We start from the raw sequence: 25,004 nt of genomic DNA, 5'->3' as shown, positions 1-25,004 counted from the left end.
CATCCTTTGCGTTCGCTTACAGGTTTTTGTAAAGCCATTTGGGCATGTAGTACTTGCGCCGGTTGAACACGCTGCCGACCACTTTCGCCCCGGCCTGAGTCAGGCGTTGCACAGCGGCCTGGGCGACTTCCCAGCGGGTGTCTTCGGCGCGCACGACAAACACCACGCCGTCGACCTGAGTGCTGATGACCAGGGTGTCGGCGGCGGAATACACCGCGTCGCCGTCGATCACCACAAAGCGGTACTGGCTGCCCAACTGGTCGAGCAACGGGCTCAGGCGCTCGGCGGTCAGGTGTTCCAGCGTGCGGATCGGCCGGCCGTTGGGCAGCACATGGAAGGGCAGGCTCGAGACCTGCACCACGCAGTCCTGCAACAGCGGCGGGTTGCCCGGGTTGAACAGCAGGTCGCGCAGGCCGCGCTCCTTGCCGAGGTTCATCTGCTGGGTGAGGTTGTTCGCCGACTGGCTGGCATCGACCAGCAGCACCTGGCCGCTGCTCATCTGCGCCAGTTGACTGGCCAGTGCCAGAGCGCTGGTGGTGGTGCCGGCGCCGGGGTTGGCGGCGGTCAGGAACAGAATGCGCAGATCGAGATCCAGCACGGTCGAAGTCAGATTCGATTCGCTGGGGCTGGCGATGCTCAGGCTTTTATTGGTTGAACCGTCCATTAGCTTGCTCCGTGGCCGCTGAATACTTTGAAGGGGGTTTTCAACAGAATCTTCAGATCAAGCAGAAGGCTCTGCTCGGCGATGTAGCTGAGGTCCAACTCAACGCGCTGGTCGAAGTCGATGTTGCTGCGTCCGGAGATCTGCCACAGACCGGTCATGCCGGGGTAGATCGCCAGACGCGCGAGGTGATTGTCCTTGTAGCGGTAAGCGTTGAACGAGGTCGGGCGAGGGCCGACCAGGCGCATGTCGCCGGTCACCACGTTGATCAGGTTGGGCAGCTCATCGAGGCTGGTGCGCCGCAGGAAACTGCCGATGCCGGTGACGCGCGGGTCCTTGTCGATCTTGAAGTCGATGGCGTCTGCCCCGTGCTTGTTCAGGTGGCGCAGCGACTCTTTGAGTTCTTCGGCGTTGCTGACCATGGTGCGGAACTTGAACATGCCGAACTTGCGCCCGCGATAACCGGTGCGTTTCTGCACGAACAGCACCGGCCCCGGGCTGGTGAGCTTGATGGCCAGGGCCAGACCCAGCAGCACTGGCGAGATCAGCACGAGAATCGTCAGCGCGCCGAGGCAGGCGACCACCCGATTGGTCCGCGACAGCTGCCATGGGCGGCCGCCATCGCGGCCGCTGAGCCAGCCGCGACCCTGACGGTGGATCGCCGCGTCGAGGCGCATGCGATGTTCCGGGTCGACGCGCTTGTCAGGGCGCATCTGTGCAATCGACACACTTCTTTCATGTCCAGTCATGGCGTCCTCCGCATTCAATCAGCCGCAAGCGGCGCACGGGCAGTGGGGTAGTAGTCGCGGAACCAGGCGATGAAGCGGCCCAGTCCTTCATCCAGTTCTATCCGGGGCTGGAATCCGGTGGCCTGGGCCAGATCGCTGGCCTCGGCGCAGGTGTTGAGCACGTCGCCCGGTTGCAGCGGCAGCAGCTCGACAATGGCTTGCTGATCGAGATGTTTTTCCATCAGCGCGAGGTAGGTTTTCAGCGCGACCGGCTGCTGCCCGCCGATGTTGAACAGGCGCCACGGCGCCATGCTGCTGGCGGGGTCGGGCTGCTCGCGATCCCACTGCGGATTGGCTTGCGGTGGCTGATCGATGAGGCGAGCGATGCTTTCGATGATGTCGTCGATGTAGGTGAAATCGCGCTGGTGCTCGCCGTAATTGAACAGCTTCAGCGGCTCGCCTTCGCTGATCGCCCGGGCGAACTGGATCGGCGACATGTCCGGCCGGCCCCAAGGCCCGTACACGGTGAAAAAACGCAGGCCGGTGCAGGGAATGCCGAACAGATGGCTGTAGCTGTGCGCCATCAGTTCGTTGGCTTTTTTGGTCGCGGCGTACAGCGACAGCGGGTGGTTGACGCCATCCTTGACCGAGTAAGGCGTGTGCTGATTGGCGCCGTACACCGAACTCGACGAGGCGTAGATCAAGTGCTCGACCGGGTGATGCCGGCAGCTCTCGAGAATGTTCAGGAAACCGTTGAGGTTGCTGTCCAGATACGCCCGTGGATTGTCCAGCGAATAACGCACCCCGGCCTGCGCGGCGAGGTGGATCACCACTTGTGGCAGCTCGCGGGCAAACAGCGCATCGATCGCCGAAGCGTGGGCCAGATCCACCGTGGCCAGCGGAAAATCGCCGACCTGCTCGCGCACCCACTGCACGCGGTCGTGCTTGAGCTGCGGGTCGTAGTAGTGGTTGAAATTGTCCAGGCCGACCACCGAATGCCCGTCGCGCAGCAAGCGCAGGACGCAATGAGCACCAATGAAGCCGGCGGCACCGGTCACCAGAATCTTCATGGCCGCAGCCCTTCAGGGGCGATGTGGCGCAGACCGATGCCGCTGTAATGCAGGCCGGCGGCGGCAACCTGTTCCGGGTTGTACAGGTTGCGCCCATCGATGATCACCTTCGAACGCAGTTTCTCGGCGAGCAGCTCGAAATCGACTACGCGGAAGTTTTTCCACTCGGTGCAGATCACCAGCGCGTCGGCGTCTTCGAGGGTGTCGTCGCGGGTCGCGCACAGGTGCAGGTCGTTGCGGTAGCCGTAGATGCGCCGGCACTCGGACATGGCTTCCGGATCGTAGGCCTGCACGCTGGCGCCTTCGGCCCACAACGCGTCCATCAGATAACGGCTCGGGGCTTCGCGCATGTCGTCGGTGTTCGGTTTGAACGCCAGGCCCCAGACCGCAATGGATTTGCCGGCCAGGCCCTGGGGAAACTGCGTGCGCAATTTGCTGAACAGGATGTGCCGCTGGCTGTCGTTGACGTCGGTGACGCTGCGCAGCAATTTCAGCGGCATGCCGTTGTGTTCGGCGGTGTGCAGCAAGGCCCGCAGATCCTTGGGAAAGCACGAGCCACCGAAGCCGCAGCCCGGATAAATGAAGTGGTAGCCGATGCGCGGGTCGGAGCCGATGCCTTTGCGCACCGCTTCGATGTCGGCGCCGAGCAGCTCGGTGAGATTGGCCAGTTCGTTCATGAAACTGATGCGGGTGGCGAGCATCGCGTTGGCCGCGTACTTGGTCAGCTCGGCGCTGCGATTGTCCATGAACATCAGTTTTTCGTGATTGCGGCAGAACGGCGCGTACAGCTCGCTCATCTGCTCGCGGGCAGCGTCGTCGCGGGTGCCGATGATGATCCGGTCCGGGCGCATGCAGTCGGCGAGGGCGCTGCCTTCCTTGAGAAATTCCGGGTTGGATACCACGCGCACCTGCAGCTCGGTTTTGCCGCGCAACAGCAATTCGCTGGTGGCCGTGGCCAGGACCTGATCGGCAGTCCCGACCGGCACCGTGGATTTGATGATCAACGTGCGATCGGCCTCCATCAGGCCGGCGATCTGCCGGGCGACGTTAAGCACATGGCTGAGGTCGGCAGAGCCGTCTTCGTCCGCCGGGGTGCCGACGGCGATGAAAATCAGCTCGGCGTGAGTCACCGCATCACTGGCCTGAGTGCTGAACAACAAGCGCCCGGCCTTGATGTTTTCTTCAAGTGTTGCGGACAGGCCTGGTTCACTGATGGGCGGCACCGCTTGTTGCAGTTGTTTGATCTTGTTCGGATCAATATCAATGCATAAAACCCGATGGCCGACATCGGCAAGTGCAGCGGCTTGTATAAGTCCGACATAGCCAGTGCCAAATACGCTCACGTCCATCTGCGCACCTCAATAAAACCAGAAAAGTTAATTACGGATGAGATTGTTAAAGGGGTATAGCGCAGGGTTTGGAAAGCGTGTCAGCAAAATGACATGTTGCACGGGTATAACACTTGAGGCGTTTTTGGCGATTGGCCATCAAGTCATTGCTGCCATTGAATTTGTTGATTTCTTGCAGATTTGTTCAGATTTTATTTAACCGACAGACGGTCTAAGTCCCCGATATTAAAGGCTTTCACCGCTACAGGTGTGTCAGATTTGAGTCACCGTTTTTTTGACGCTTTCCCCGCCTATCAGTCATTTCTTGCGCTTTGATGGCCGGGTGCTAGTGTCAGGTTCTGACCGACAAACCTTTGACATTTGCCCTTTTCCGATCACCGGTATCGCCATGTTCAAATACGCCAAGGAACTGCTCTTAGTTGCCCATCTGTTGCTCTTTTCCGACTATTACGTGGATCGGTTAAATGCTATCGGGTGGGGTTTCAATGTACTTGTTTTTGGCGCGATGTTTTTGGCGCTTACTTTCGCGTTATATCTAACTGCCTATATACGTCAGGCTCTCGTTCGACATGCATTCGCATTAACAATGTTTGCCGCAGCGGTTTTTTTTGATGTTTACACACGGGTTACCGCGGATTACCTGAGGTACAGCGATTTCGTTTCGCTGGTGTACTCCGGCGGCTTCATTCAGGAAGCGGCCTATCAGTATCGCGATGCGATCCTGCGCGCGGTGCTCAGTGGCTTGCTGCTGTTGTTCGGCATCGGACTCAAGCCGCGTCATGCGCTGTTCATACCCAACACGTTGCGGGTAGCGGCGCCCCTCGTCGGCGTATTGATGCTCAGCGGATTGTTGTTTCTACGAGCGGGTGAGGGCGCACGTGGGTTGCCGATCATGTACACGCCGCTGGCCTACCTGAACCTGTTTGCCTACGAGGCGCTGCACGATACTGTCGGCCCCCGTGAAGCGGTGACGCTTGCGCGCGCCACGCCCGCCGTCGGCCATGACATTGTGCTGATCATCGACGAAAGCATTTCCGGCAATTACCTCGACATCAACGCGCCGTTCGGCGTGCACAGCAACCTCAAGCAAGCGCCGGCCGGGGTCGATGTCTTCAACTTTGGTTATGCCGCGTCCATTGCCAACTGCAGCGCCGACACCAACGTCACCTTGCGCTACGGCGGCACCCGCGCCGACTACAGACGCATCAACAGCACGTTGCCGTCGATCTGGCAGTACGCGAAAAAGGCCGGGCTCGGCACGGTCTACATCGACGCCCAGCGCACCGCCGGCAACCTGCAGAACCTGATGACCACCGCCGAGAAAAACGACATCGACAGTTTCGTGCAATTCGACCAGACCAGCGTGCGCGACCGCGACATGGCGGCAGCGGCGAAGCTGATCGAACTGCTCAACGACAATCGCCCCGAGCTGATCGTGATCAACAAGGTCGGCGCGCATTTTCCGGTGCATGACAAGTACCCGGACGCGTTCATGGCCTACCGGCCAACGCTGCCCCGCGGACAGTTCACCGAAGTCGCCGACACTGGCGAACGCAACGGTTTCAACGGCCAGCCGGATGACTGGGTGCTGTATCGCAACGCCTACAAGAACACGCTGTTGTGGAACGTCGGCGAGTTCTTCGCCCGGGTGTTTGCCCAGGCCAACCTGAACAATGCGCTGCTGATTTACACCTCCGATCATGGCCAGGATCTGCATGAGCGCGGCAACCCGGGCTTGAATACTCATTGCGGCGGCGACCCGGTGGAAGAGGAGGGGCTGGTGCCGCTGGTGGTGATCCAGGGTCGTGGATTGCAGACGCCGGACTGGGCGGCGAATCTGCCGGCAAACAAGGACCGCTCCAGCCACTACAACATCTTCCCGACGCTGTTGCAGGTGATGGGCTACGACTTGGGCGCAATCGAAGCGGTGTATGGCAAACCGCTAAGCGTGCCGACGGCGGATGAGTTCACTTTCAACTACCGCTTCAATGCGCGGTTGGGGGCCAAGCCCGAGTGGAAACATATCGATCTGGGCAGCATCGTGACGCCGGAGCGGGCGCCGGCGAGTGTGGCTTCGGGGCAGTGAGTTCTGGATTGCTCGGGCGGGCCTCTTCGCGAGCAGGCTCGCTCCCACAGGGGATTGCATTCCAGGGGCGGGAACGAGCCTGCTCGCGAACAAGTCGGGACAGGCTGCGACAGTCTCAACCCTTGTTGAACCGCGCCCGATACTCCCCAGGCGCGCACCCCAGCCAGCGCGCGAAAGCCCGGTTGAATCCCTGCACATCGCTGTAACCCAACCGATCCGCCACTTCGACCAGCTCCAGCGCCCCGGACTGCAACAGGTCCTCGGCCCGATAGCGCCGATGCTCATCGAGCAGTTCGCTGAAAGTCCAGCCCAACGCCTTCAAGCGCCTTGCCGCCGTGCGCTCAAGCACATGCTGTGTAGCACAGAACTGCTGCCAATCCGCTGAAGCCAGATCTTCGATCAGATAATCGCTGAGCTGTCCGAGCAAGGTCGATTCACTGAGGCGGCGGGTCTGTTCCAGCAGATCGACAAGCGTTGTTTCCAATCCCGGATTACCCGGTGTCAACGGCATCACGAACAGCTGAGGATCCAGATAAATCGCCGCCCATGACTGCTCTGCGCTCACCGGGGTGCGCAACGCCGATGCATGTTCCTCGCGGCTGGCCGACACCAGAGCCACGCCCAGCACCGGATCACGATTCACGCCGCTGGCGAGCAACTTGCGCCGCACCAGACTGCAAAGGCTGACGAGGATGTAATCGGTCAGCGCCGCCGGAGCACCAAGACTGCCGGCTTCGACCAGACGCAGTGTTACGCCGCCATCTTCACGCAGGATTTGCACACGGAAGTGTCCGTTGAAAAACGCAAAGTACTCGGCGAAAAACTTACAGGCACGTTCCAGCGACACGGCGACATCGAACAGATAGGTCAGTCCATTGGTGGTTGTCGAAACGAAGCGTTCACCCGCCGCCAGACCGATCAGTGGATCGCCGCTCTGTTCCACGGCAAACGCCCAGAAGCGCCGCGACATCAGCAGCGGCATGCGCGTGAACGGCGTGCGCAGATCGAACAGGCTGCGGCGCAGTTGTGCTTCGATTGCGCCTTGGCTAATGCCGCGCGCGAGCAATTCTTCAATGGCCGGCAGCAGGGTCGGCGCGTAAAAAGCGTTGACGGATTGCGGATGGGTTTTGCTCATGTTGTGCACGCGTCTCCCGTCGCTCCGTTAGCCGCCAGCAAACGCTGATCGACGCTGAGGATCGCCTCGATCATCGCCCGCGCTGCTGGCGTCAGGGTAAAACCGGCGCGGCTGACGATGCCATAACCCAGTTGCAGCGCCGGCTCGTCATGGGGGACGTCGACAAAGTCGAGCAGCTCGATCAGGCCGCGATCAAGTTGTTCACGCAAGGCCTCCAGCGTTGCCAGCCCCACCGCGTCGGAGCGCAGCACTACGCGCTGGATCGCGTCAAATTGTGCGCACTCGACGCTCGGGGTGAAGTCCTGCTCACCGAGGATATCGGCGAGCACCTTGCGGATCATCGGTGGAATGCGCGTGCCGACGATCGGGTAATCGAGCAGGGCGCGCAATCGCAGGTCTCGTTGCGCGAGGAGCGGATGGCCGGCGCGACAGAAAAACCGTCCCGGCCGCGTGCGCAGCAGGTGCACCTGGTACTGCGGATCGCTGACAAAGTGCCGCGCGTCCGCGACAAAAAACTCGATCTGCTGCTCGCGCAACCACAGCGTCAATTGCTGCCAGTCGCCCTGATGAAACCGCGTGCGAATCGCCGGATGCGCATCAATGAAGTCGGCCAGCGCTTCCGGCACCAGCACCTGCGCCGGATACGGACCGCAACCAAATTGCAGTTCACCGCCGGTGAGGCCGTTGTATTGCGTCAATTCGTTGTGCAGCGCCTGGCTGCCAGCGAGCAGGCGCCGCGCATGTTGCAGCACCAGCTGGCCTTGCCCGGTCAGGCGAAATTCGCGGCTGCTGCGCTCGACCAGCTCGCAGTCAAGGTCACGCTCCAGAGTCTGGATGCTGCGGCTGAAGGCCGGTTGACTGAGGTTGATCGCCTCGGCGGCGCGACCGAAGTTGCGGTAATCAGCGAGGGCGACCAAATGGCGAAGCTGGCGAAGATCCATCATGCGTCTCCTGCATTTTGCGGATACTTTTAATGCATTGGATCGATAGCACGTCCGCTGGCATAAGTACACGCCTGTTCTTCGATGGCACGCCTTCATGTCTCAGCCTCTGTTCGCCTCCAGCGCGTTTACCCGCACGATTCTCGCGCATGCTCGCCAGTCCGGACTGTGCCCGCAACGCTTGATGGCGCGCGTCGGGATCTGCCCGTCAGTGCTCGCCGGGCAGCATCAATTGATCGCCGCACAAGCGGTTGAACAGTTGTGGCGTGAGTGTGAACGGTCAGGGGTAGCGCCGACGTTTGGCTGTGAACTGGCCGACGGGATGGCGACCGATTGCCTGCAAGGACTGAATATTCTGCTCGACTCGTCCGCGACCTTGCGGGCCAGTCTGAAGTGCTTCATCGACTGCTTGCCAAGGGTGATCAATTACGTTGCGGTGGAGTTGGTCGAGGCAGGCGACGTGGCTCATTTGCGCCTGCGTTCGCAGCAGGGGCAGTTGCATCATTTCGCTCTGGATGCGGCAGTGATAACGCTGGTGCGCAACATTGCCCGTCGATTGGGCGGGGCGCCTGGAGATTTGTTTGTGAGTGTCAGCCTGCGCCCGGCGCAATTGGCCGGTGGCTGGCTGCGTAGAGTGGGTATCGCGGTGGAGCAGGGCGAACATCTGTGCCTGACCTTGCCGCGCTCGAGGCTCGATCAGACCTTGCTGGGCGCCAACCCGTTTCTGCACCGGAGCATGCTGCGCCACTGGCACGCTGAAACTCGCGCACCTGCGCGTGAGGACAATCTGACAATGGCGCGACACTGGCTGACGGCGGGTGATCAACCGATCGAACGGATAGCCGAGCGGCTGGGGTATCGCCAGCCGAGTAACTTTATCCGCGCGTTTCGCAAACAGTTCGGGATTACGCCGAAGCAGTTTCGGTTGAATCCGGGGCAGGTTTGTTGAAAGCAGGATTGAGGTGATTGATCGTTATCGAGGGTGCCAGCAAGATTTACCCCCTCACCCCAGCCCTCTCCCCCAAGGGGGCGAGGGGGAAAGGGAGCCGATCTTCATGGCGTTCGGAATCTGAGTTCAACTCGGTATCCCACGTCGGCGTATCTCGTACATGCAACTCGGTCGGTCCCCTCTCCCTCCGGGAGAGGGCTAGGGTGAGGGGCTTTTGACTTAAGGCGTGACGATATTGAACTGCGGCCCGAACGTATCCAGGCTGCCCATCAATAATCCGAATTTCTGACCATTGCCCTGCAACTTCACCAGTCCTTTTTGCATCGCCGTCGGGAAGTCCAATTGCTTCAGGCTGATCTTCTCCAGCGTATCGCGGCTCAGGCTTACCCTCGCATCCGCCGCCGGATTCAGACCGGCGCGGTGAGTCAGCACGCCGTTGCGCAAGGTCAGGGTGAAATCCCTTTGCACATCGTCGAACGTCCAGTTCAGCGTCAGGTCATGGGCCACGGCTTTGTCGCTGTCCAGGCGTACCGCGAGGTAGTCGAAGAACATTTCCGGACTCATCGCCCGGACCATATCCACCGACACGGTATTGGCTGACTGCGGCGGCACGCCGTTGCGCAGCTCCATCGCACCGGTCAGGTACATGTTGCGCCAGGTGGCGTTCTCGCTTTGATAACCCAACTGCTCCAGCGTCTCGGCTTGAGCGTTGCGGGCATCCGCGTTGTCCGGATCGGCGAACAGCAACTGGTTGCCCAACTGCGCGGCCCATCGGTAGTCAGCGCTGGCCATCGCACTGCGCATTTTTTCCAGCACCGACGCGGCACCGCCCATGGCCTCGACCGAGCGTTTAGCCGCATCGACCGGCGGTAGCGGGTTGAGGTTGGCCGGGTTGCCGTCGTAGAAACCCATGTAGCGCTGATACACCGCGCGCGTATTGAAACTCAGCGAGCCGTAATAGCCACGGGTGTACCACTTCTGATCGAGCGAGCCGGGCAGCTTCTTGATTGCTTCGGCAATTTCCAGCGGCGTCAGGCCCTGGTTGAGCAAGTGCAGGGTGCGGTCGTTGATGAACGCGTACATGTCACGCTGATCGGCGAGCAGAGTACGAATCCGCTCGCCACCCCAGGTCGGCCAGTTGTGCTGAGCGAACAGCACGTCCGCCTTGTCGCCGTAGCGGGCCAGACTGTCATCGAGGTATTGCGACCAGGCTTTGGCATCACGCACCTGCGCACCGCGCGGGGTGAGGATGTTGTGCATCATCTGCGTGGCGTTTTCGGCCATGCACAGGGCTTTCAGCTGCGGTAGATAAAGGTTCATTTCCGCTGGCGCTTCGGTGCCCGGGGTCAGCTGGAATTCGACTTGCAGGCCAGCGATGGTGCGGGTTTCCAACGGCTCGGCAATCAGATCGGTAGGCGCGATCAGTGTGACCGTGCCACCGCTGGGCGCACTCTTGCCGAGGCCGGCATCGACCTGACCTTTTTCACTGCGCGGCAACAGGCTGCCGAACTGGTACTGCGCGCGGCGGCTCATGGCGTTGCCGGCCATGACGTTTTCGCTCATGACGTGTTCCATGAAGCCGACCGGCGCGTAGACCTTGACCTTGCCGGACTTGACATCGGCCTCGTCGATCACCCCGCGCACGCCGCCGAAATGATCGACATGGGTGTGGCTGTAGATCACCGCGACGACCGGTTTGCGCGGCCGATTGGCGTAGTACAGGTCCAGCGCCGTCCTGGCGGTTTCGGCCATGGTCAGCGGATCGATGATGATCAGCCCGTCGTCACCTTCGATGATGGTCATGTTGGCCAGGTCGAGGCCGCGCACCTGATACAGCTTGGGGCTGACCTCGAACAGACCGGCGTGGGCATTGAGCTGGGCCAGTCGCCACAGGCTTGGATTGACCGATTCCGGCGCCTTGTCTTTGGCGAGGAAATCATAGGCATTGACGTTCCAGATGACTTTGCCGGCAGCGTCCTTGATCTGACCCTTGAAGGGTGCGATCAGGCCTTTGCTGACGGATTCGAAATCGGTGCGGTCGCTGAAAGGCAGGGTTTGCAGGACGGCAGCGTTGCTTGCGGCGGTTTGCATGCTCGGCGCCACCGCACCGTCAGCAGCGAGCAACGGTTGGCTCAGGCAAGCGGTGATCAGGCAGGTCAGCAGGCCGCGCGGGCTCAGGATGAAACGGGGCATGGGTGTCTCCGGTTTTTTATCGTTATGGCCGAACAGCCAGCAGCGTATGGCGCGTCCCGGCGTTGGCGATGATCATCAGCGGACAAAAACCATTCAGGGCCGCTATCCTAGGCCCAGGTTCACTGATCGGGTTTGCCCATGCTTGAGGTTCGCGACGTTTTTAAAAGCTATGCCACGCCACAGGGATTGTTGCCGGTGCTGCAAGGCGTCGACCTGACGCTGGAGGCCGGTGGCAGCCTCGCGCTGATGGGCGAATCGGGCAGTGGCAAAAGCACGCTGCTGCATCTGGTGGCGGGGCTGGACAAGGTCGACAGCGGCAGCATTCGCAGCGGCGAATATCGTCTGGAAGCCATGAGCGAAGCGCAACTGGCCAACTGGCGACGCACGGAAATCGGTCTGGTGTTTCAGCAGTTCAACCTGATCGGCAGCCTGCGCGTGGAAGACAACCTTGCCTTTCAGGCGCGCCTCGCCGGGCGCCATGAGCCGCGCTGGCAAGCGCATCTGGTGCAGCGTCTGGGTCTGGGCGATCTGCTCTCGCGGTATCCCGAGCAACTCTCTGGCGGCCAGCAGCAACGAGTCGCATTGGGCCGCGCATTGGCTTCGCAGCCGAAATTGCTCTTGGCCGATGAACCCACCGGCAGCCTCGATGAAGCGACCAGCGATGAAGTGCTGCGGCTGTTGCTGGAATTGCTCGATGACACGCCGACGACTTTGTTGATGGTCACTCACAGTCAGCGCGTTGCGGCACGTCTGGCTCAGCGCGTGGTGTTGTCGAACGGACGGGTCGCCTGATGATTTGGCGGCAAACCCTGCGCGCGCTGCTCAGCCACTGGCGGCGTCATCCTGTGCAGTTTTTCAGTGTGCTGACCGGGCTGTGGCTGGCCACCAGTCTGCTCACCGGCGTCGAGGCGCTGAACAGTCAGGCGCGCGACAGCTACGCGCGGGCCAGCCAGATGATCGGCGGCGAACCGCAAGCCAGCCTCAGCACGCCGAATGGGGCACTGTTTCCCCAGCGCTGGTTTATCGAGCTGCGCCGTCAGGGCTGGCCGGTGTCGCCGGTGTTGCAGGGCCGGCTGACGCTCAAGGGCCACGAAGACCAGCGAATTCAGGTGATGGGCATCGAGCCAGTGTCGCTGCCGACGGATTCCGCGGTAGCCGGGCAGGCGATGCCGATCGAGCGCATCGTCGAATTTTTCAGCCCGCCGGGCAGCACCTGGATTTCCCCGGACACGATGCAACTGCTCGGCTTGCGCGAAGGCGATACAGCGCAAACCGTGAACGGCCAGACCCTGCCGCCGCTGCTCGCGCAGAAGGACATGGCGCCGGGCCTGTTACTGGTCGACATCGGCGCAGCGCAAAGACTGCTCGACCAACCCGAGCAATTGTCGCGATTGCTGCTGCCCAAGGATTTTCATCAGGAATTACCAGCGAGTTTCAACGATCGCTTGCAGCTCAAAAGCAGCGGAGAAGAAAACAATCTCGCGCGGCTGACCGAAAGCTTTCATCTCAATCTCGATGCTTTGGGATTTCTCTCGTTTCTGGTCGGCCTGTTCATCGTCCACGCTGCCATCGGCCTCGCTCTGGAACAGCGCCGAGGCTTGCTGCGCACGTTGCGTGCCTGTGGCGTCAGTGCACGAATGCTGATCGCGTGTCTGGTGGTTGAACTGGGTGTGCTGGCGCTGATCGGTGGATTGTTCGGTGTGATCAGCGGCTATTGGCTGGCCAGCGTGCTGCTGCCGGACGTCGCCGCCAGCCTGCGCGGTCTGTATGGCGCGGAAGTGGCGGGGCAGTTGCGTTTGAGCCCCTGGTGGTGGTTCAGCGGCATCGGTCTGAGTCTGCTCGGCGCGTTGCTGGCCGGTGCCAACAGTCTGCTGCGAGCGGCGCGCCTGCCGTTGCTGGCGGTGGCCGATCCGCAGGCGTGGCATCAACAGTATTCGCGCTGGTTGCGCCGACAGGGTTGGCTGGCGACGGCACTGCTGGCGATTGCGCTGGCGGCGCTGATCTGGGGCGACAGCCTGAGCAGCGGTTTCGTGTTGATGGCCGGGCTGCTGCTCGGTGCCGCGCTGGCCTTGCCGGTGCTGCTCAGCGCGTTGTTGAACCCGTTGCTCGGGCGCAGTCGGTCGGTGCTCGGCCAATGGTTTCTCGCCGACTGCCGCCAGCAACTGCCAGCCCTGAGTCTGGCGCTGATGGCGCTGTTGTTGGCGCTCGCCGCCAATATCGGCGCCGGCAGCATGACCGCCGGTTTTCGCCAGACCTTCAACGACTGGCTCGAACAACGCCTGAGCGCCGAGCTGTACATCAACCCGGCCAATCCGGCGCAGGCCCGCGAGATGCACAGTTGGCTCAAGCAGCAGCCCAACGTGACCGCTGTGCTGCCCAACTGGCAGGTTTCGGTGACACTGCAAGGCTGGCCGGCCGATGTCTACGGCATCATCGACCACTCGTACTATCGCCAGCACTGGCCGTTGCTCGACAGCAGTGGCAGCGATCCCTGGGGCAAACTGGCCACTGACGATGCGGTGATGCTCAGCGAACAACTGGCACGACGCCTGAAGTTGCGGCCGGGCGAGCATCTGAACATTCCCACGCCGAACGGCACGTGGTCGCCGCGCATCGTCGGCATCTACGCTGACTACGGCAATCCGAAAGGGCACGTGCTGATCAGCAGCGAGCACCTGTTGCGCGGCTGGCCGCAACTCACGCCCAACCGCTTCAATTTGCGAATCGACCCAGCGCAGATTCCGGCGCTGCTCAACGCCTTGCAGGCGCGTTTTGCGCTGGATGACAACCGCATCGTCGATCAGGCGCGGCTCAAGGGCTGGTCGGTGCAGGTCTTCGAACGCACCTTTGCCGCGACGGCGGCGTTGAACAGCCTGACCTTGGCCGTGGCTGGCGTGGCGCTGTTCATCAGTCTGCTGACCCAGAGCCAGAGTCGCCTCAGTCAACTCGCACCGCTGTGGGCGCTGGGCGTGACGCGCAAACAATTGATGCTGCTCAACCTCGGCCAGACCTGGCTGCTCGCCGTATTGACGTTGCTGTTGGCGCTGCCGCTGGGCATTGCTTTGGCATGGTGCCTGGATGCGGTGATCAATGTGCAGGCATTCGGCTGGCGCTTGCCGTTGCGGGTGTTTCCGTTGCAGTTGTTGCAACTGATGGGCCTGGCGTTGCTGGCGACTCTGTTGGCTTCGGCATGGCCGCTGTATTCGCTGTACCGCACGCAACCGGCGGACTTGCTGAGGACGTTTGCCCATGAGGACTAAATGGCTCGTGCTGATGATTGCACTGCTGCTCGGTGGCTGCGATCAGCCTGCACCCGAGGAAAAGGGTTTTGCCGGCATGGGCGATCAGGCGCAATCCTTCACCCCGGTGGTGCCCGGTCGGGTGTTCAGCTTCCCCGCCGATCACGGCGCGCATGATGGTTTTCGCATCGAGTGGTGGTACGTCACCGCCAATCTCAAGGATCAGCAGGGCAATGATTTCGGTGTGCAATGGACGCTGTTTCGCAGCGCCCTGAAACCCGTCGCCGAGCAGGCCGGTTGGGGCAACCAAACGATCTGGCTGGGCCATGCGGCAGTCACTTCGCCCTCGGTGCATCACGCCGCCGAGCGCTACGCCCGGGGCGGAGTAGGCCAGGCCGGCGTGCGCCTGGCGCCGTTCGAAGCGTGGATCGATGACTGGATGTTTGCCAGTCAGGCGCAGGATCCGTTGCGCGATATGCAACTCAGTGCTCGTGACAAGAAATTCGCTTATCAACTGCGCCTCACCTCAAGCCGCCCGCTGGTGCTGCAAGGCGACAACGGTTTCAGCCAGAAATCCGAAGAAGGTCAGGCCTCGTATTACTACAGCCAGCCGTTTTTTCAGGCCAGCGGTACGCTGCAGATCGACGGCCAGACCTACACCGTCAGCGGCCCGGCATGGCTCGATCGCGAGTGGAGCAGTCAGCCACTCACCGCCAATCAAACTGGCTGGGACTGGTTCTCGCTGCATCTGGACAGCGGCGAACATGTGATGCTTTACCGCATGCGGCAGAAGGACGGCGCGCCTTATCTGACCGGCACCTGGATCGCCGCTGACGGGCAGATTCAGACATTGCACAGCGAGCAGATCAGCCTTGTGCCGCAGGATACGGCCAAGGTGGCTGATCGACCGATGCCGGTGAAATGGTCGATCCGCATTCCCGACAAGCAACTCGATATCAGCGTTGACGCGATCAACCGCAATGCGTGGATGGATTTGCGTATTCCGTATTGGGAGGGGCCGGTGAAGATTGGTGGCAGCCATCCTGGCCAGGGCTATCTGGAAATGACCGGGTATTAACGGTAGGTGCAGTTTCCCTGTGGGAGCGAGCTTGCTCGCGAAGGCTTTTTGTCGAGCGATGATTTGTTCTGCTTGACCGGGTACATATCCGTTGCTGCGGTAACGGCTGCTTAGGGTTTCGCCCTTACGGCGACTTACTTTTTTACAAGCGCCAAAAAAAGTAAGCAAAAAACGCTAGCTCCTACGTTCGGCCCTCGCAGGCTCGGGTTCCTTCGCTGCGGGATCGATCCGGGCGCAGCGGCTACGGTTTGCTTCGCTGCACCTCCTTCCGCTGTGTCTGGCTGCGCCAGACGGTCGCTGCGCTCCCACGCCCGGATCAATCCCTCCACTCAGCCTTCCGACGTCGCCGGTGGATCAAGATCAAGATCAAGAGCAGGCGAGCTGACACTCGGCCTATAGGTGAACGTGGGACTGTAGGAGCTGCCGAAGGCTGCGATCTTTTGCTTTTGCTCTTGCTCTTGCTCTTGCTCTTGTAGGAGTGAGCCTGCTCGCGATAGCTATCTCAAAAACACCGATGAATTACAGCTTAACCCCAATCCCTGTGGGAGCTGGCTTGCCAGCGATGGCGTCAGCAAGGTCGCCACTAATCAAACCGCTCGGAACTCTCCCTTCGCCAATAGGCTCTACCCAGAAACCCGCCATTTTCGGACTCACCCATGAGCGACGACGTGCAACTCCCAGACCTCAACACCTGGCAACGCCTGTTCGACGATCAGACGCTTTGGCAGCAATCGCCCGACGCTCACTATTTCGATCTGCAGCGCATCGCCGATGACCTGCTCGGCCAAGGCGCGATTGATCTTGAGCAATGGCAGTTGTTGCGCGCCAAAGCCGATGATCTGCACAAGCAGTCACCCGAGGTCAACGTCGCCCGCGAACTCGACGATCCCGAAGCCTGAGGACTTCTGCCATGAATAAGACCATCAACCAGAACGACAATCCCGACGAACCGCGCCCGGCCGGCGAAACCGAACGCGATAACGATGCGCTGCGCCCGACCGATCCCAAGCAGCGGCAGGACAGCGGCAAAGGCACGCCGAGTGGCGAATCCACTGCGCAGGACACCGCCAAGCCGCACACCCGAGGGCCACAAACTCAAGTCAAGCCCTGAACAGCGTCTATGCTCACTGGCACGCCCGCCGCTGAAGTCGTTTCAGTGGCGGGCGTCGCCATTTCATCACAGGGAAAGTAATGCATATGAAGCTCGACGCTCTGGCCAAGGCCATCACTCTCGCAACGCTGCTTTCTGTCACGAGTTTCGGCGCTCTGGCTGCCGACATTCCGTTATCCGCCGTCGTTGAGGCCGATTCCGTTACCACCAAAGTGCTCGCCGTCGACCCGGCCAATCACCAGGTCGTGCTGGAAGGCCCCGAGGGTCGTCAGGTCCACGTTCAGCTCAGCGACAAAGCGAAAAACCTCGCCAAACTTAAAGTTGGCGATTCGGTGACGATCGAGGTGCAGCGATCTGTCGCCGCTTATCTCGATACGGATGTGGATAAAGGTCTGCCAGGCACCACCGAACGTACCGGCGAACTGCGCAAGGCCCCGGGCAGCGATAACCCTGGTGGCGAGGCTTATCGTCAGGTTCAGGTGCAGCTGAAAATCAGCAAAATCGATTCGAAGACCAATCAGGTCACCCTCCAAAATCCATCCGGACAATCGAAGACGCTCGATGTGAAGAAGCCGGAGATTCAGGCCAAGTTGAAGGATCTGAAAGTAGGGCAGAGCGTTATTGTCACTTATACCGATATCTTGAAAGTGACCAGTCAGCACGATAGTTGAGTATTAGCTCTACAAGTTTATTGCTCTTGTACAATTTTATGTATGAGAGCAATCATATAAAGTTTTTTGTAAGACAATTCCCGGGGAAAATCGGTAAAACACAGTTTTTAACTTTTCAGTTCAAAAATTTCATGTTTGCCCATGACGACATGCCCACTTGTTTGAATTAAAATCCTCGGCGTTCGCCCAGTGTCAGGGCTCTTTACCGGTGCATGGATTGCCAGGCCATTACACTGGGCGAACTCCACTACTTGCAAAAGTTGTATACAGAATCTGCAAACAAAAAGGGCGACTTTTCAGTCGCCCTTTTTTATTGTTTTCGATCAAGTCGAAGCTTGCATGCCGGCTTTGCCATACTGATCCTGCAAGCGTTTGAGGGTCTGCTGGTACATTTTTGTCCGGCGATGATCCTTGCCATACGTGCCCGCCGCCGCGACGGTGCCGGCCTGGATGTGATCCAGATAGCGGAAAATCTTCCGCGGCGAGAGGAACCTGATGCCATAGCCCAACCCGACCATTCGATCCTGAAGCGTGTAACCAGGCACCTCCTCATCCATACAGAAGTGCAAACCCAGCGACTTCATCAGCCGCGCATTCCACAGCGTGCAGAAACTTTTCAAATGGGTTTCTTTATACGGGCGTGGCGGCTTCGAACGCAGGCCAAGATGAACTTTGAGCCGACGAACATGATGTTTGCAGAACCGCGAAGTTAAACGCCAGGTATCACGCAGTAACCCACGATCAAGTTGCTCAACACAACCCACCGCCGCCATGTCCGCATTTTTCGTGCATTCGCGCATCATCATCGCAAACACTTCCATGTCGTAGACAAAGGTGTCGGTGTGCAGCAGAAACAAGTAATCGGTCTCAACTTTCGCCAAGGCCAGATCCAACGCCTTGCCATGGGCAATATGCCCCATTTCCTTGCCCGGCGACGGCCGCTCGATCAGATTGATCCAGTCCAGCGAACGCAAATAATCGAGGCTGGCATCCGCCGAATCGTTGTCCACCACCCACACTGCAATGCCCTGCGCCTGAACATGCTCGCGCAACAGTTCCAGACACATGCGGGTGATGTCCGGGGTTTTGTAATTTACCAGGACGAGGCTGAAGTTGGGATGCGGTCGGGTAGGTAGATCAAAGGCTTTCATGTCGGAGGGACTCATCCACGGCTCAAGACGACAGGTTGATGAGCCGGGATGCTAGCGGGGGAAGCTTAGGTGAAGCTTAATTTGGGAGGGAGCCACCTGCGGGAATATGACGACGTATATGGTTGGAGACGACTGCCGGACCTCTCCATGCGATTGTCAGGTTCCGAAGTAAAGCTCATCCAGTTGGCGCTTGCGGATTGCCAAGTATTCGTCCCATACCTTGGGAAAGTCCTCATCTCTGGTTAGCGGAAAAGTCAGGTAGATGTGTTTTCCGACAACACTGACGTACTGGCGCGCACGTTTGAAGGCCGGCTGTTCGTATAGTGCGAGGCTTTCGTCGTAAGCGTCGTGATGGTGGCGAATCGTTACTCGATGAGGGGCAATCATCCCTCGCGCAAAATCGATCACCCAGTCGCCGTCTACGGCCGTATGCAAACAGCCGTAAACACCATCGACCGAGAGCAGGATGCAGGTGTTGGCTTGGTTGCCGTCCTCGTCGTTCGCTAGAACAATCTGGTCTGCGAAGTATTTGATCGTCTGGTTATCCGGACCCTGTAGAAGCAAGCCCCAGCCCTCGACGCCCATGCGAAACTCGCCGATGTTTTGAAGGGTTGCGGTCCATCGATTGGCAAGCGTTATCTGACGGGTATTCATGGGGGTTTCAGACTCGAAATTTCCGACTTATGGCGTCGGATAAACCGAAACAAATCGGCTTTACCTTTTAACAGATGTTAAGAATTAAAATAAATAGACGAACGTGGTTGCTCCCATTTCATCCATGTAACCCCGCCGCTTTGCACGCTTCGACGAACGTGGCGCCTTTTTTGTCCATGGCAGTCTTGACCATTTGATTGGCTTTCACCAATGCACCGCTGGGCTTGGCCCATTGCTCTGGTGGCAACGGCTGAGACCATGTTTGCACTTGTTCCGGAAGGGTAGGCCGCCCTTTGCGATGCGCCCATTCGGCTAGCATATAAGGCATCTTCCAGAAGCTCAGCACGCGCCACATGTACCAGCGGCGCAATGGCCAGTAGGATTTTTTCGAGTAACCGTAATGCTCGCGCTGCTCGGGCGTCAGTTCGTCGCCACCCTCGTCCAGCGACCCCATCGCGCGCGCGTCTTCGCGTTCGATTTCAAAAGTGTGTAGGCCTTCGTACGGTTTGAGCCGATCACCGGATGGAGTCAAACCCAGTGCCTTGAGCATCGGGTTTGGAGCATCTACCAACTGACCGTCTTCCATGTAATTACGAATTGACGTCCACATCCCTAAAGCATGTGCATCGCTGGGTTGTGGTAGCAGGAGGAATTGCACTTTGTCCTGCTCCTCATCCTCCAGACCCATGCCGAACGTGTACTGGCGAGTAGCGCCATAACTGGTGACGCCCTGAGTGTTGGAGACCCAGGCGACTACGCTTTCCCAAGGTACGATGAGGACGCGGCGGGTTTTGCTGTCGACGTAGCAGACTTCGCGGCGTTGGCGGTTGAAGCGGACGGGGTAGGTTTTTGCTGCTTTAAAGACGCCGGAGAGCATTCCGTATAAGTACGCACCAAGAGGGAGAATAAACAGTAGAGAGCCGCTAGCAAAAACCAGTAACGAGTCACCAATTAGGTCGACGAACCTTCGATCTATTCCGTGAGGGCTGAAAAGTGCGAGCCAAGCACAGATAAGCACCGGAGCAATGAATGCTGTCGTCAATGCCATCCAAATTCCAGCGGCAAGTATTTTTCCTTGTTCAACCATTCCCCAATTACTTCCGCCGAGTTCCAGGAATACTTCGTTCATCCCTGAAAAATTCCGGCGAGAGGATTGAGTTTGCCCTGTATAGACCGGTAATGGCGATAGAAACAGAGTTTCATTCATTCCACGGACGCGCACTTCTCCAGCCCTTGGCCTCTCGTTACGGATGTCCGCTGCGGCTTCAGAAGTAGTGAATTTAGCGCCGCGCTTGAAAAGGCTTTTAAGCATCGATGGTCCCCAAATCTTCTTTTTTGAACAATATGAATTGGGATTTACTTGTGCCAATCGGCAACGAGTCAGCAGAATCAAGCTTAAAGACACCGCGCGTTGGATCGCGCCTATAAGGTGAGCTAATAATATGCAGGTCACGGAGCACAAAGCAGGTTTCGTGCATTACGTCACGTTCAGCTTCCAATTGATAAGCGATGGTCAATGCCAAGGAAAAATCTGTGGTCTGCAATGAGTCACTGATCGGCAAATGAATTGTCAACGCTTCGCTGCCTTTACTGGCTACGACTAATCGACTAATCCAGGTTGTCGTGCACTCCCGCCATCTCAAGGGAAAAGGGCCGGGCGCGTAACCCCCTTTCTTTGGAACATCGCGATATTGCTGGTACGCTTTCAATTGCAATTTTCGAGTATCCATTTCCTGCGTGCTAACGCCTGGAATTATAAGCTTCAGATAGGTCTGCTTGGCATCACGAATCATTTCACAAGTAGGTTTTTGCACGACCTTTGCCAGTTCGTTCCATTCGTCCTGCATGCTGCGATTCTTAGTTTTGTTCCCCCAGACGCTGGACTCCATCCATTTTTGCAAGTCGTCCAGATTAAAATAGTTGTATAAACCCTCGCCCACCAGTTGCAAAGCAGTCGCGATCAGACCAATCAAGTTGGCGCGTGCGCCAATCGCCATAATTCTTGGACTCGCCTCTGCCCAAGCTAAAGCACGCAGTTCAGTCGGGCTTTTCATAATGTTAACAACGATTGAACTTGTACGTGTGGCAGCCCATGTATTTGTACCTACTAGTATTGAGTCACCACTGATTTGGAGAGTTGTAGCTCCTAATTCTTTGTAATCGCCTTTAGCCAAGGCCTTGCCCCATTGAATGGAGTGCTTACCCAAGTCAATAGAGGCGGAAATCGCGCCGAAACTGAAAGCGCCTACTCCGGCGACGCCCGTCCATCGGCCCAAGCGGCTAAGGGTATTGACCTTGCCTGTAGCACTAACCATTTCCGATAAATGAGCTTGAAATATTGTTACCGCCAAGCCTTGTACCGTAGCAAAACCAGCAGCCGAAAAACCTACGAGTGACTCAAATAAGTTCCACCAGTCAGATAACGACGGAACATCTTTTTTACCCATTGAACTTATCGCTTCAATAAACTTCTGCCCCTGAATCACGAACAACGCAAACGCAATCCCATCCCCCTTCGACCTCATGACCCCTGCGAGCGGCTTATTGAACGTCCCTGTAGCCCGGAAGTCTCGTACGGTCCGGCCCATCTCTGCCCGCAATTGCGGATCCAGACCATCGATCACCGTGCCGATTTTTGCCGGGCTGTCTCCGCCTACCGTCAACGCGTCGCAGAGCCTCTGTTCCAAAGGTAACAGCGAATTTTTGATTTGGGCAATTCGTTGGTTGTACTGCGTTTCACTGCCCGGCATGGCGGAGCCGGTGGTTTGCCGGGACAATTCGCGATTGCGCAACTTGTAGGTTTCCTTCAACTGCCCGCGCAGGTCCAACGCCTGATCTCGGGCAAGGTTGAAGGCGTTGATTTCGGCGGCAGACGCTGCACGCAATGTCAGCCCTTGCCGGGAAAACTCTCGCAGTAACTGTAAACGCGCAGGCGCTCCGATTTCGCGAATGTAGCTGTTGGGGTCGACGGTTTGTGCACGCGCGAAGGTTACGTAAGCTTTGTCCAACTGATCGGCAATTTTCATCTGTCGAGCCGGGTTATAGGCCTCGTCCAGCAAGCTTTGCATGCCCATGAACTGAGTGTTCAGTTTGGCGTAGTTGGGCAGGCGCTCGGTCATCAGACTGTGGAACTGATTGGTCAGGACGTTGACGTTGGCCAGGTTTTCCTTGGCGGAGATCACGTTGATCGAGAAACTGCTCAAGTCCGCGAGTTTTTTTGCTACGTCGACTTGTGCGGCCAGAGTCAGCGTGTCCAGCCCAGGTACGACGGTCAGCAGATTGGCTTCCATGTAAGCCGCAAGTTTCGCGACGGCCTTCGGGTCAGCACACATCGCGGCGACACAGACGAATTCAGTCTCCAGACGATGCTTGATTTGCGCATCGAGCTTGAAATCGTAGTACCAGGCGGCTCCGTGGAAGTAGCCACTGGTAAACATCGTCAGGCGATCATCACGAATGTTCTTCAACCGTCCGTGCCAGTGACTCAGCAGGATTTGCTGTTTGAGGAGAAATGCCTCCATCTCCGGTCGGTTAACCAAGTCATCGACGCCACGCTGACCGAGCTCCTTGCCATGCAAGGCGTACCAGCTTTGCAGGCTCAGTTTATTCAAGGTGTCTTGATGTTTACGGTATAACGGATTGCCCAGCGAATCCGTCATGTCCATGTACGCACGGGCATAAGGATCCTTTTCAGCCATTTTTCGCCAGTGCGCTTCGTCTCCATAGATCCCCGGATCTCTGTTATCCCGGCGAACCTTCAGATACTCATAAATCTTGTTCTGCTGCTCTTCGTTGGTGTCGTCTTTCAACGACTTGATATCAGGGTCTGTTTTGCTCAGAGCGTCAAGTCGGGGCCCATTGACGTCGTAGAGCGACTGTATGTAAGAGCCAGTAAGGTATTGAGCCTGGCATCGTTCATCAGCACTCCATTGTTCAATCCAGTCAGCCACTTTCAACTGCGCACTGGCCAGATCACGCATCACGCCAATGTCGTCTCGTAGCACCAGAAACAGGTAGTCGTTCTTGTACGGGCCTTGCACGTTACTGGTCAGACTTTCAATGGTGGTTTGCTTGAAGAGTGGCTGATCCTCCCAGTGATAGGCCACGCTTTCCTGCTGATTCGAACCCTCTGGTTTGGCATCGGATCGAGACTGATCCTCCTTGACCTCGGCCAGCCAGCTCTCCGCCTGCTGCTTACTCAGCAAATGCTCGCCACCCTTTTCCGGGCAGGCGCTTGTCAACTCGAGCTGCTGCATCAAGCGTTTGCGCTCATCCTTGGAGCTGAGCACTTGCGAGCATTTGAAAGCTGTCCACTGAATTTCGGAATAACTGGCGTAAAGCGTGTGAGATCGAGTGAAAATCAGATGCGGTTCCCCGACTGAACTGGTCCGAGTGTCGGCCGATACTTCCTGACTGTTCCACAGCAGCTTGGTGATCTGGCCTTTCTCGATCCGGTATTCGTGCAAGTAACCGGTGGTGCCATTGATAATGTACAGATACCCATCGCGCAGCAAACGAATGCCCAGCGGCTGGCTTTTGGTTTTGTACGGCATGGACACCTCGGCAGCTGGATCGAGATGTTGAACCAGGCCATAGCGCAGAGGCAGCAGTTGCACCTTCTTGTTCATCAACGGGCACACACCCATCGGCACTCGAGTGTCTTTCGCCGGCTTGGCCATTGCGGCGGTGTTGGCGCTGGGTTTAGGCGGTTGTTGAGTGGTCACGATTGGCTTCCTTGTCGATCGGCGGCACGGCGTTCGGCCAGTTCTGCAGCGCGCTCAACGCGTTTCAGTGGTGCTTCAGACGTCGATTGCGCGAGTAGCTGAACGATGTCGGGATGATCAGTGACCGGCTCACCAGCGAGATAACCGAAAACGTTCGCATAGAGGGTGATTTCCTGTTCAGAAGCGAAACCCTTTTGATAGGCATCATTCGCGAGTGCTTGCGCATAGGGCCGACGATCTTCAGATGCAAAAGTCGCCATGAAGTCCGCAAAGTACGTATGCAAATGCTCATTTAGATCAGATATGAAGTTACGAAATTCTACTTCGCCCAACGCAGTGAGTTCATCATCCGTCAAACGATAGGTCTCGGGTTCGGCTATAGCGGGTCGGGGGCGAATGTGCTGATGCCAGTTGATGCCAACTCCGTCCGGCAGGCAGACATGGCTGACCGGTCCGAACCATTTCGCGCTGCCCTTTTTTTCTGCCAATGCAAACAGCTGGTGCATGACCGCAGGGTCGGCAATACGGGGCATGACTTCTATGCCACTCGGGTGCTTCACGCTTAGCAAGTGACGCCAATGGCCCCACAACGAATGCGCATCTGCGTCGCTGAACAGCAGATAACCCCACTCCTCAGCCGCATGTTCTCTGAAGTACGCCAAGAGCGGATCGCTGGCACCTTTAAGCTCGATCAGATAAGGCGAAATATCTGACAACTCCTGCCAGCGAGTGGACTGATACAGGCTGTAGGCTTGGTTATCCCATTGAAACAATTGCTGCGCGAGATCGGGAACACTGACGCCATCCAGCAGCAGATAAGCTGGGGTTTCCCATGGCAGATCAATCGGAAGTGGCGGTAGCTCGATCATTTACTGTAGCTCCCTTTGCGCAGCCTGTTTGGCGGCTTCGCACACCGCACAAATCGGCTTCTTCTGCATCAACGCCTGCCTCTGCGCTGGCACCAGCAACTGCCCGGCTTTATCCGTATCCGCTTGCTTCAACGGCCCCGGCATCAACGGCGCAGCACCAGTCCCACTGCCCGGGCTGCCACCGGAATTCATATTGATCACCGGCCCACTCATGGTCACGCCACCAGCAACAATCTTGATGAAGCTGCCGCCACCCACCAGCGTGAGTTCGGCGCCGGCTTCCATCACCACTTTCATGCCGCTGCTCAGGTGGATTTCTTGCCCGGCGTCGATGAACTGGCCGGTGCCGATCTTGATGTGCTGGTTGACGCCGACGGTGAGGTGGTCGTTGGCGC

General features: G+C 58.4%; 20 protein-coding genes and 1 pseudogene. 8 read left to right on the top strand and 13 right to left on the bottom strand.

The genetic code is table 11. From position 1 onward, the window contains the following. Positions 1 to 16 precede the first annotated feature (16 nt). The 4 genes from D8U82_RS17630 to D8U82_RS17615 are packed head-to-tail and all read right to left on the bottom strand — an operon-like array spanning position 17 to position 3,808. Positions 17 to 664 carry a CpsD/CapB family tyrosine-protein kinase gene (locus D8U82_RS17630; protein WP_024012451.1) on the bottom strand — a complete coding sequence of 216 codons (648 nt, stop codon included), beginning with the start codon at positions 662 to 664 and terminating at the stop codon, positions 17 to 19. Continuing rightward, complete coding sequence (locus tag D8U82_RS17625) at positions 664 to 1,410, bottom strand: sugar transferase (RefSeq protein ID WP_016774101.1); 747 nt, start codon at positions 1,408 to 1,410, stop codon at positions 664 to 666. Before D8U82_RS17625 ends, D8U82_RS17630 begins: the two co-directional genes overlap by 1 nt. 14 nt (positions 1,411 to 1,424) lie before the next feature. Then, positions 1,425 to 2,459, bottom strand: coding sequence for an NAD-dependent epimerase (locus tag D8U82_RS17620; protein ID WP_110598953.1), 1,035 nt, complete (start codon positions 2,457 to 2,459; stop codon positions 1,425 to 1,427). Beyond that, positions 2,456 to 3,808, bottom strand: a complete 1,353-nt coding sequence (locus D8U82_RS17615; RefSeq protein ID WP_130886916.1) for a UDP-glucose/GDP-mannose dehydrogenase family protein — start codon at positions 3,806 to 3,808, stop codon at positions 2,456 to 2,458. The genes D8U82_RS17620 and D8U82_RS17615 overlap by 4 nt, the downstream gene beginning before the upstream one ends. A 388-nt stretch (positions 3,809 to 4,196) precedes the next feature. Here D8U82_RS17615 and D8U82_RS17610 point away from each other — a divergent pair, with 388 nt between their 5' ends. Continuing rightward, entirely contained in the window at positions 4,197 to 5,894 is a 1,698-nt protein-coding gene (locus D8U82_RS17610; protein ID WP_130902635.1) for a sulfatase-like hydrolase/transferase, read from the top strand. A gap of 115 nt (positions 5,895 to 6,009) precedes the next feature. On the opposite strand, the gene D8U82_RS17605 is transcribed toward D8U82_RS17610, so the two are convergent. Beyond that, a complete protein-coding gene (locus D8U82_RS17605; RefSeq protein WP_130902634.1) occupies positions 6,010 to 7,029 on the bottom strand; it encodes an AraC family transcriptional regulator in 1,020 nt (339 codons plus the stop codon). After that, positions 7,026 to 7,970 (bottom strand): LysR family transcriptional regulator, encoded by a 945-nt coding sequence (locus D8U82_RS17600; RefSeq protein WP_130902633.1) that lies wholly within the window; start codon positions 7,968 to 7,970, stop codon positions 7,026 to 7,028. The genes D8U82_RS17605 and D8U82_RS17600 overlap by 4 nt, the downstream gene beginning before the upstream one ends. A 97-nt stretch (positions 7,971 to 8,067) precedes the next feature. Between D8U82_RS17600 and D8U82_RS17595 the strand changes: the two genes are divergently transcribed. Continuing rightward, on the top strand, positions 8,068 to 8,919 hold the full coding sequence (locus D8U82_RS17595; protein ID WP_130902632.1) for an AraC family transcriptional regulator: 852 nt from the start codon (positions 8,068 to 8,070) through the stop codon (positions 8,917 to 8,919). Positions 8,920 to 9,138: 219 nt separating this feature from the next. On the opposite strand, the gene D8U82_RS17590 is transcribed toward D8U82_RS17595, so the two are convergent. After that, positions 9,139 to 11,112, bottom strand: a complete 1,974-nt coding sequence (locus D8U82_RS17590) for an alkyl sulfatase dimerization domain-containing protein (RefSeq protein ID WP_130902631.1) — start codon at positions 11,110 to 11,112, stop codon at positions 9,139 to 9,141. Positions 11,113 to 11,250: 138 nt separating this feature from the next. Between D8U82_RS17590 and D8U82_RS17585 the strand changes: the two genes are divergently transcribed. The 6 genes from D8U82_RS17585 to D8U82_RS17560 all read left to right on the top strand — a co-directional run bounded on the left by D8U82_RS17585 (position 11,251) and on the right by D8U82_RS17560 (position 17,211). Beyond that, complete coding sequence (locus D8U82_RS17585) at positions 11,251 to 11,904, top strand: ABC transporter ATP-binding protein (protein ID WP_130899468.1); 654 nt, start codon at positions 11,251 to 11,253, stop codon at positions 11,902 to 11,904. Beyond that, positions 11,901 to 14,372 carry an ABC transporter permease gene (locus D8U82_RS17580; RefSeq protein ID WP_130902630.1) on the top strand — a complete coding sequence of 824 codons (2,472 nt, stop codon included), beginning with the start codon at positions 11,901 to 11,903 and terminating at the stop codon, positions 14,370 to 14,372. Before D8U82_RS17585 ends, D8U82_RS17580 begins: the two co-directional genes overlap by 4 nt. Next, a complete protein-coding gene (locus tag D8U82_RS17575) occupies positions 14,362 to 15,429 on the top strand; it encodes a lipocalin-like domain-containing protein (RefSeq protein WP_110598967.1) in 1,068 nt (355 codons plus the stop codon). The genes D8U82_RS17580 and D8U82_RS17575 overlap by 11 nt, the downstream gene beginning before the upstream one ends. A gap of 656 nt (positions 15,430 to 16,085) precedes the next feature. Continuing rightward, positions 16,086 to 16,328: a hypothetical protein gene (locus D8U82_RS17570; protein WP_016774112.1), complete on the top strand. Its 243-nt coding sequence runs from the start codon at positions 16,086 to 16,088 to the stop codon at positions 16,326 to 16,328. Positions 16,329 to 16,339: 11 nt separating this feature from the next. Next, positions 16,340 to 16,540 (top strand): hypothetical protein, encoded by a 201-nt coding sequence (locus D8U82_RS17565; protein ID WP_110598969.1) that lies wholly within the window; start codon positions 16,340 to 16,342, stop codon positions 16,538 to 16,540. An 86-nt stretch (positions 16,541 to 16,626) separates the two neighbouring features. After that, entirely contained in the window at positions 16,627 to 17,211 is a 585-nt protein-coding gene (locus tag D8U82_RS17560) for a hypothetical protein (protein WP_130902629.1), read from the top strand. Between the two features lie 323 nt (positions 17,212 to 17,534). On the opposite strand, the gene D8U82_RS17555 is transcribed toward D8U82_RS17560, so the two are convergent. The 6 genes and pseudogenes from D8U82_RS17555 to D8U82_RS17530 all read right to left on the bottom strand — a co-directional run. Beyond that, the gene (locus tag D8U82_RS17555; protein WP_125926645.1) at positions 17,535 to 18,362 is read right to left on the bottom strand and encodes a glycosyltransferase; all 828 of its coding nucleotides are present in this window, start codon (positions 18,360 to 18,362) and stop codon (positions 17,535 to 17,537) included. 156 nt (positions 18,363 to 18,518) lie between these two features. After that, a complete protein-coding gene (locus D8U82_RS17550; protein WP_130902628.1) occupies positions 18,519 to 19,016 on the bottom strand; it encodes a hypothetical protein in 498 nt (165 codons plus the stop codon). Positions 19,017 to 19,134: 118 nt separating this feature from the next. Then, complete coding sequence (locus D8U82_RS17545) at positions 19,135 to 20,145, bottom strand: DUF6708 domain-containing protein (protein WP_232245609.1); 1,011 nt, start codon at positions 20,143 to 20,145, stop codon at positions 19,135 to 19,137. A gap of 175 nt (positions 20,146 to 20,320) precedes the next feature. Beyond that, the gene (locus tag D8U82_RS17540) at positions 20,321 to 23,740 is read right to left on the bottom strand and encodes a toxin VasX (RefSeq protein ID WP_130886923.1); all 3,420 of its coding nucleotides are present in this window, start codon (positions 23,738 to 23,740) and stop codon (positions 20,321 to 20,323) included. Further along, positions 23,737 to 24,609, bottom strand: coding sequence for a DUF4123 domain-containing protein (locus tag D8U82_RS17535; RefSeq protein WP_125926642.1), 873 nt, complete (start codon positions 24,607 to 24,609; stop codon positions 23,737 to 23,739). Before D8U82_RS17535 ends, D8U82_RS17540 begins: the two co-directional genes overlap by 4 nt. Then, a pseudogene (locus tag D8U82_RS17530) lies at positions 24,610 to 25,004 on the bottom strand (type VI secretion system tip protein VgrG); the annotation flags it as partial.

It is taken from the genome of Pseudomonas sp. Sample_23, from assembly GCF_004307595.1.
Classification (GTDB): Bacteria; Pseudomonadota; Gammaproteobacteria; order Pseudomonadales; family Pseudomonadaceae; genus Aquipseudomonas; species Aquipseudomonas atacamensis.
Note: the sequence above shows the minus strand (reverse complement) of the source record. Positions and strands in the feature narration are given on the sequence as shown.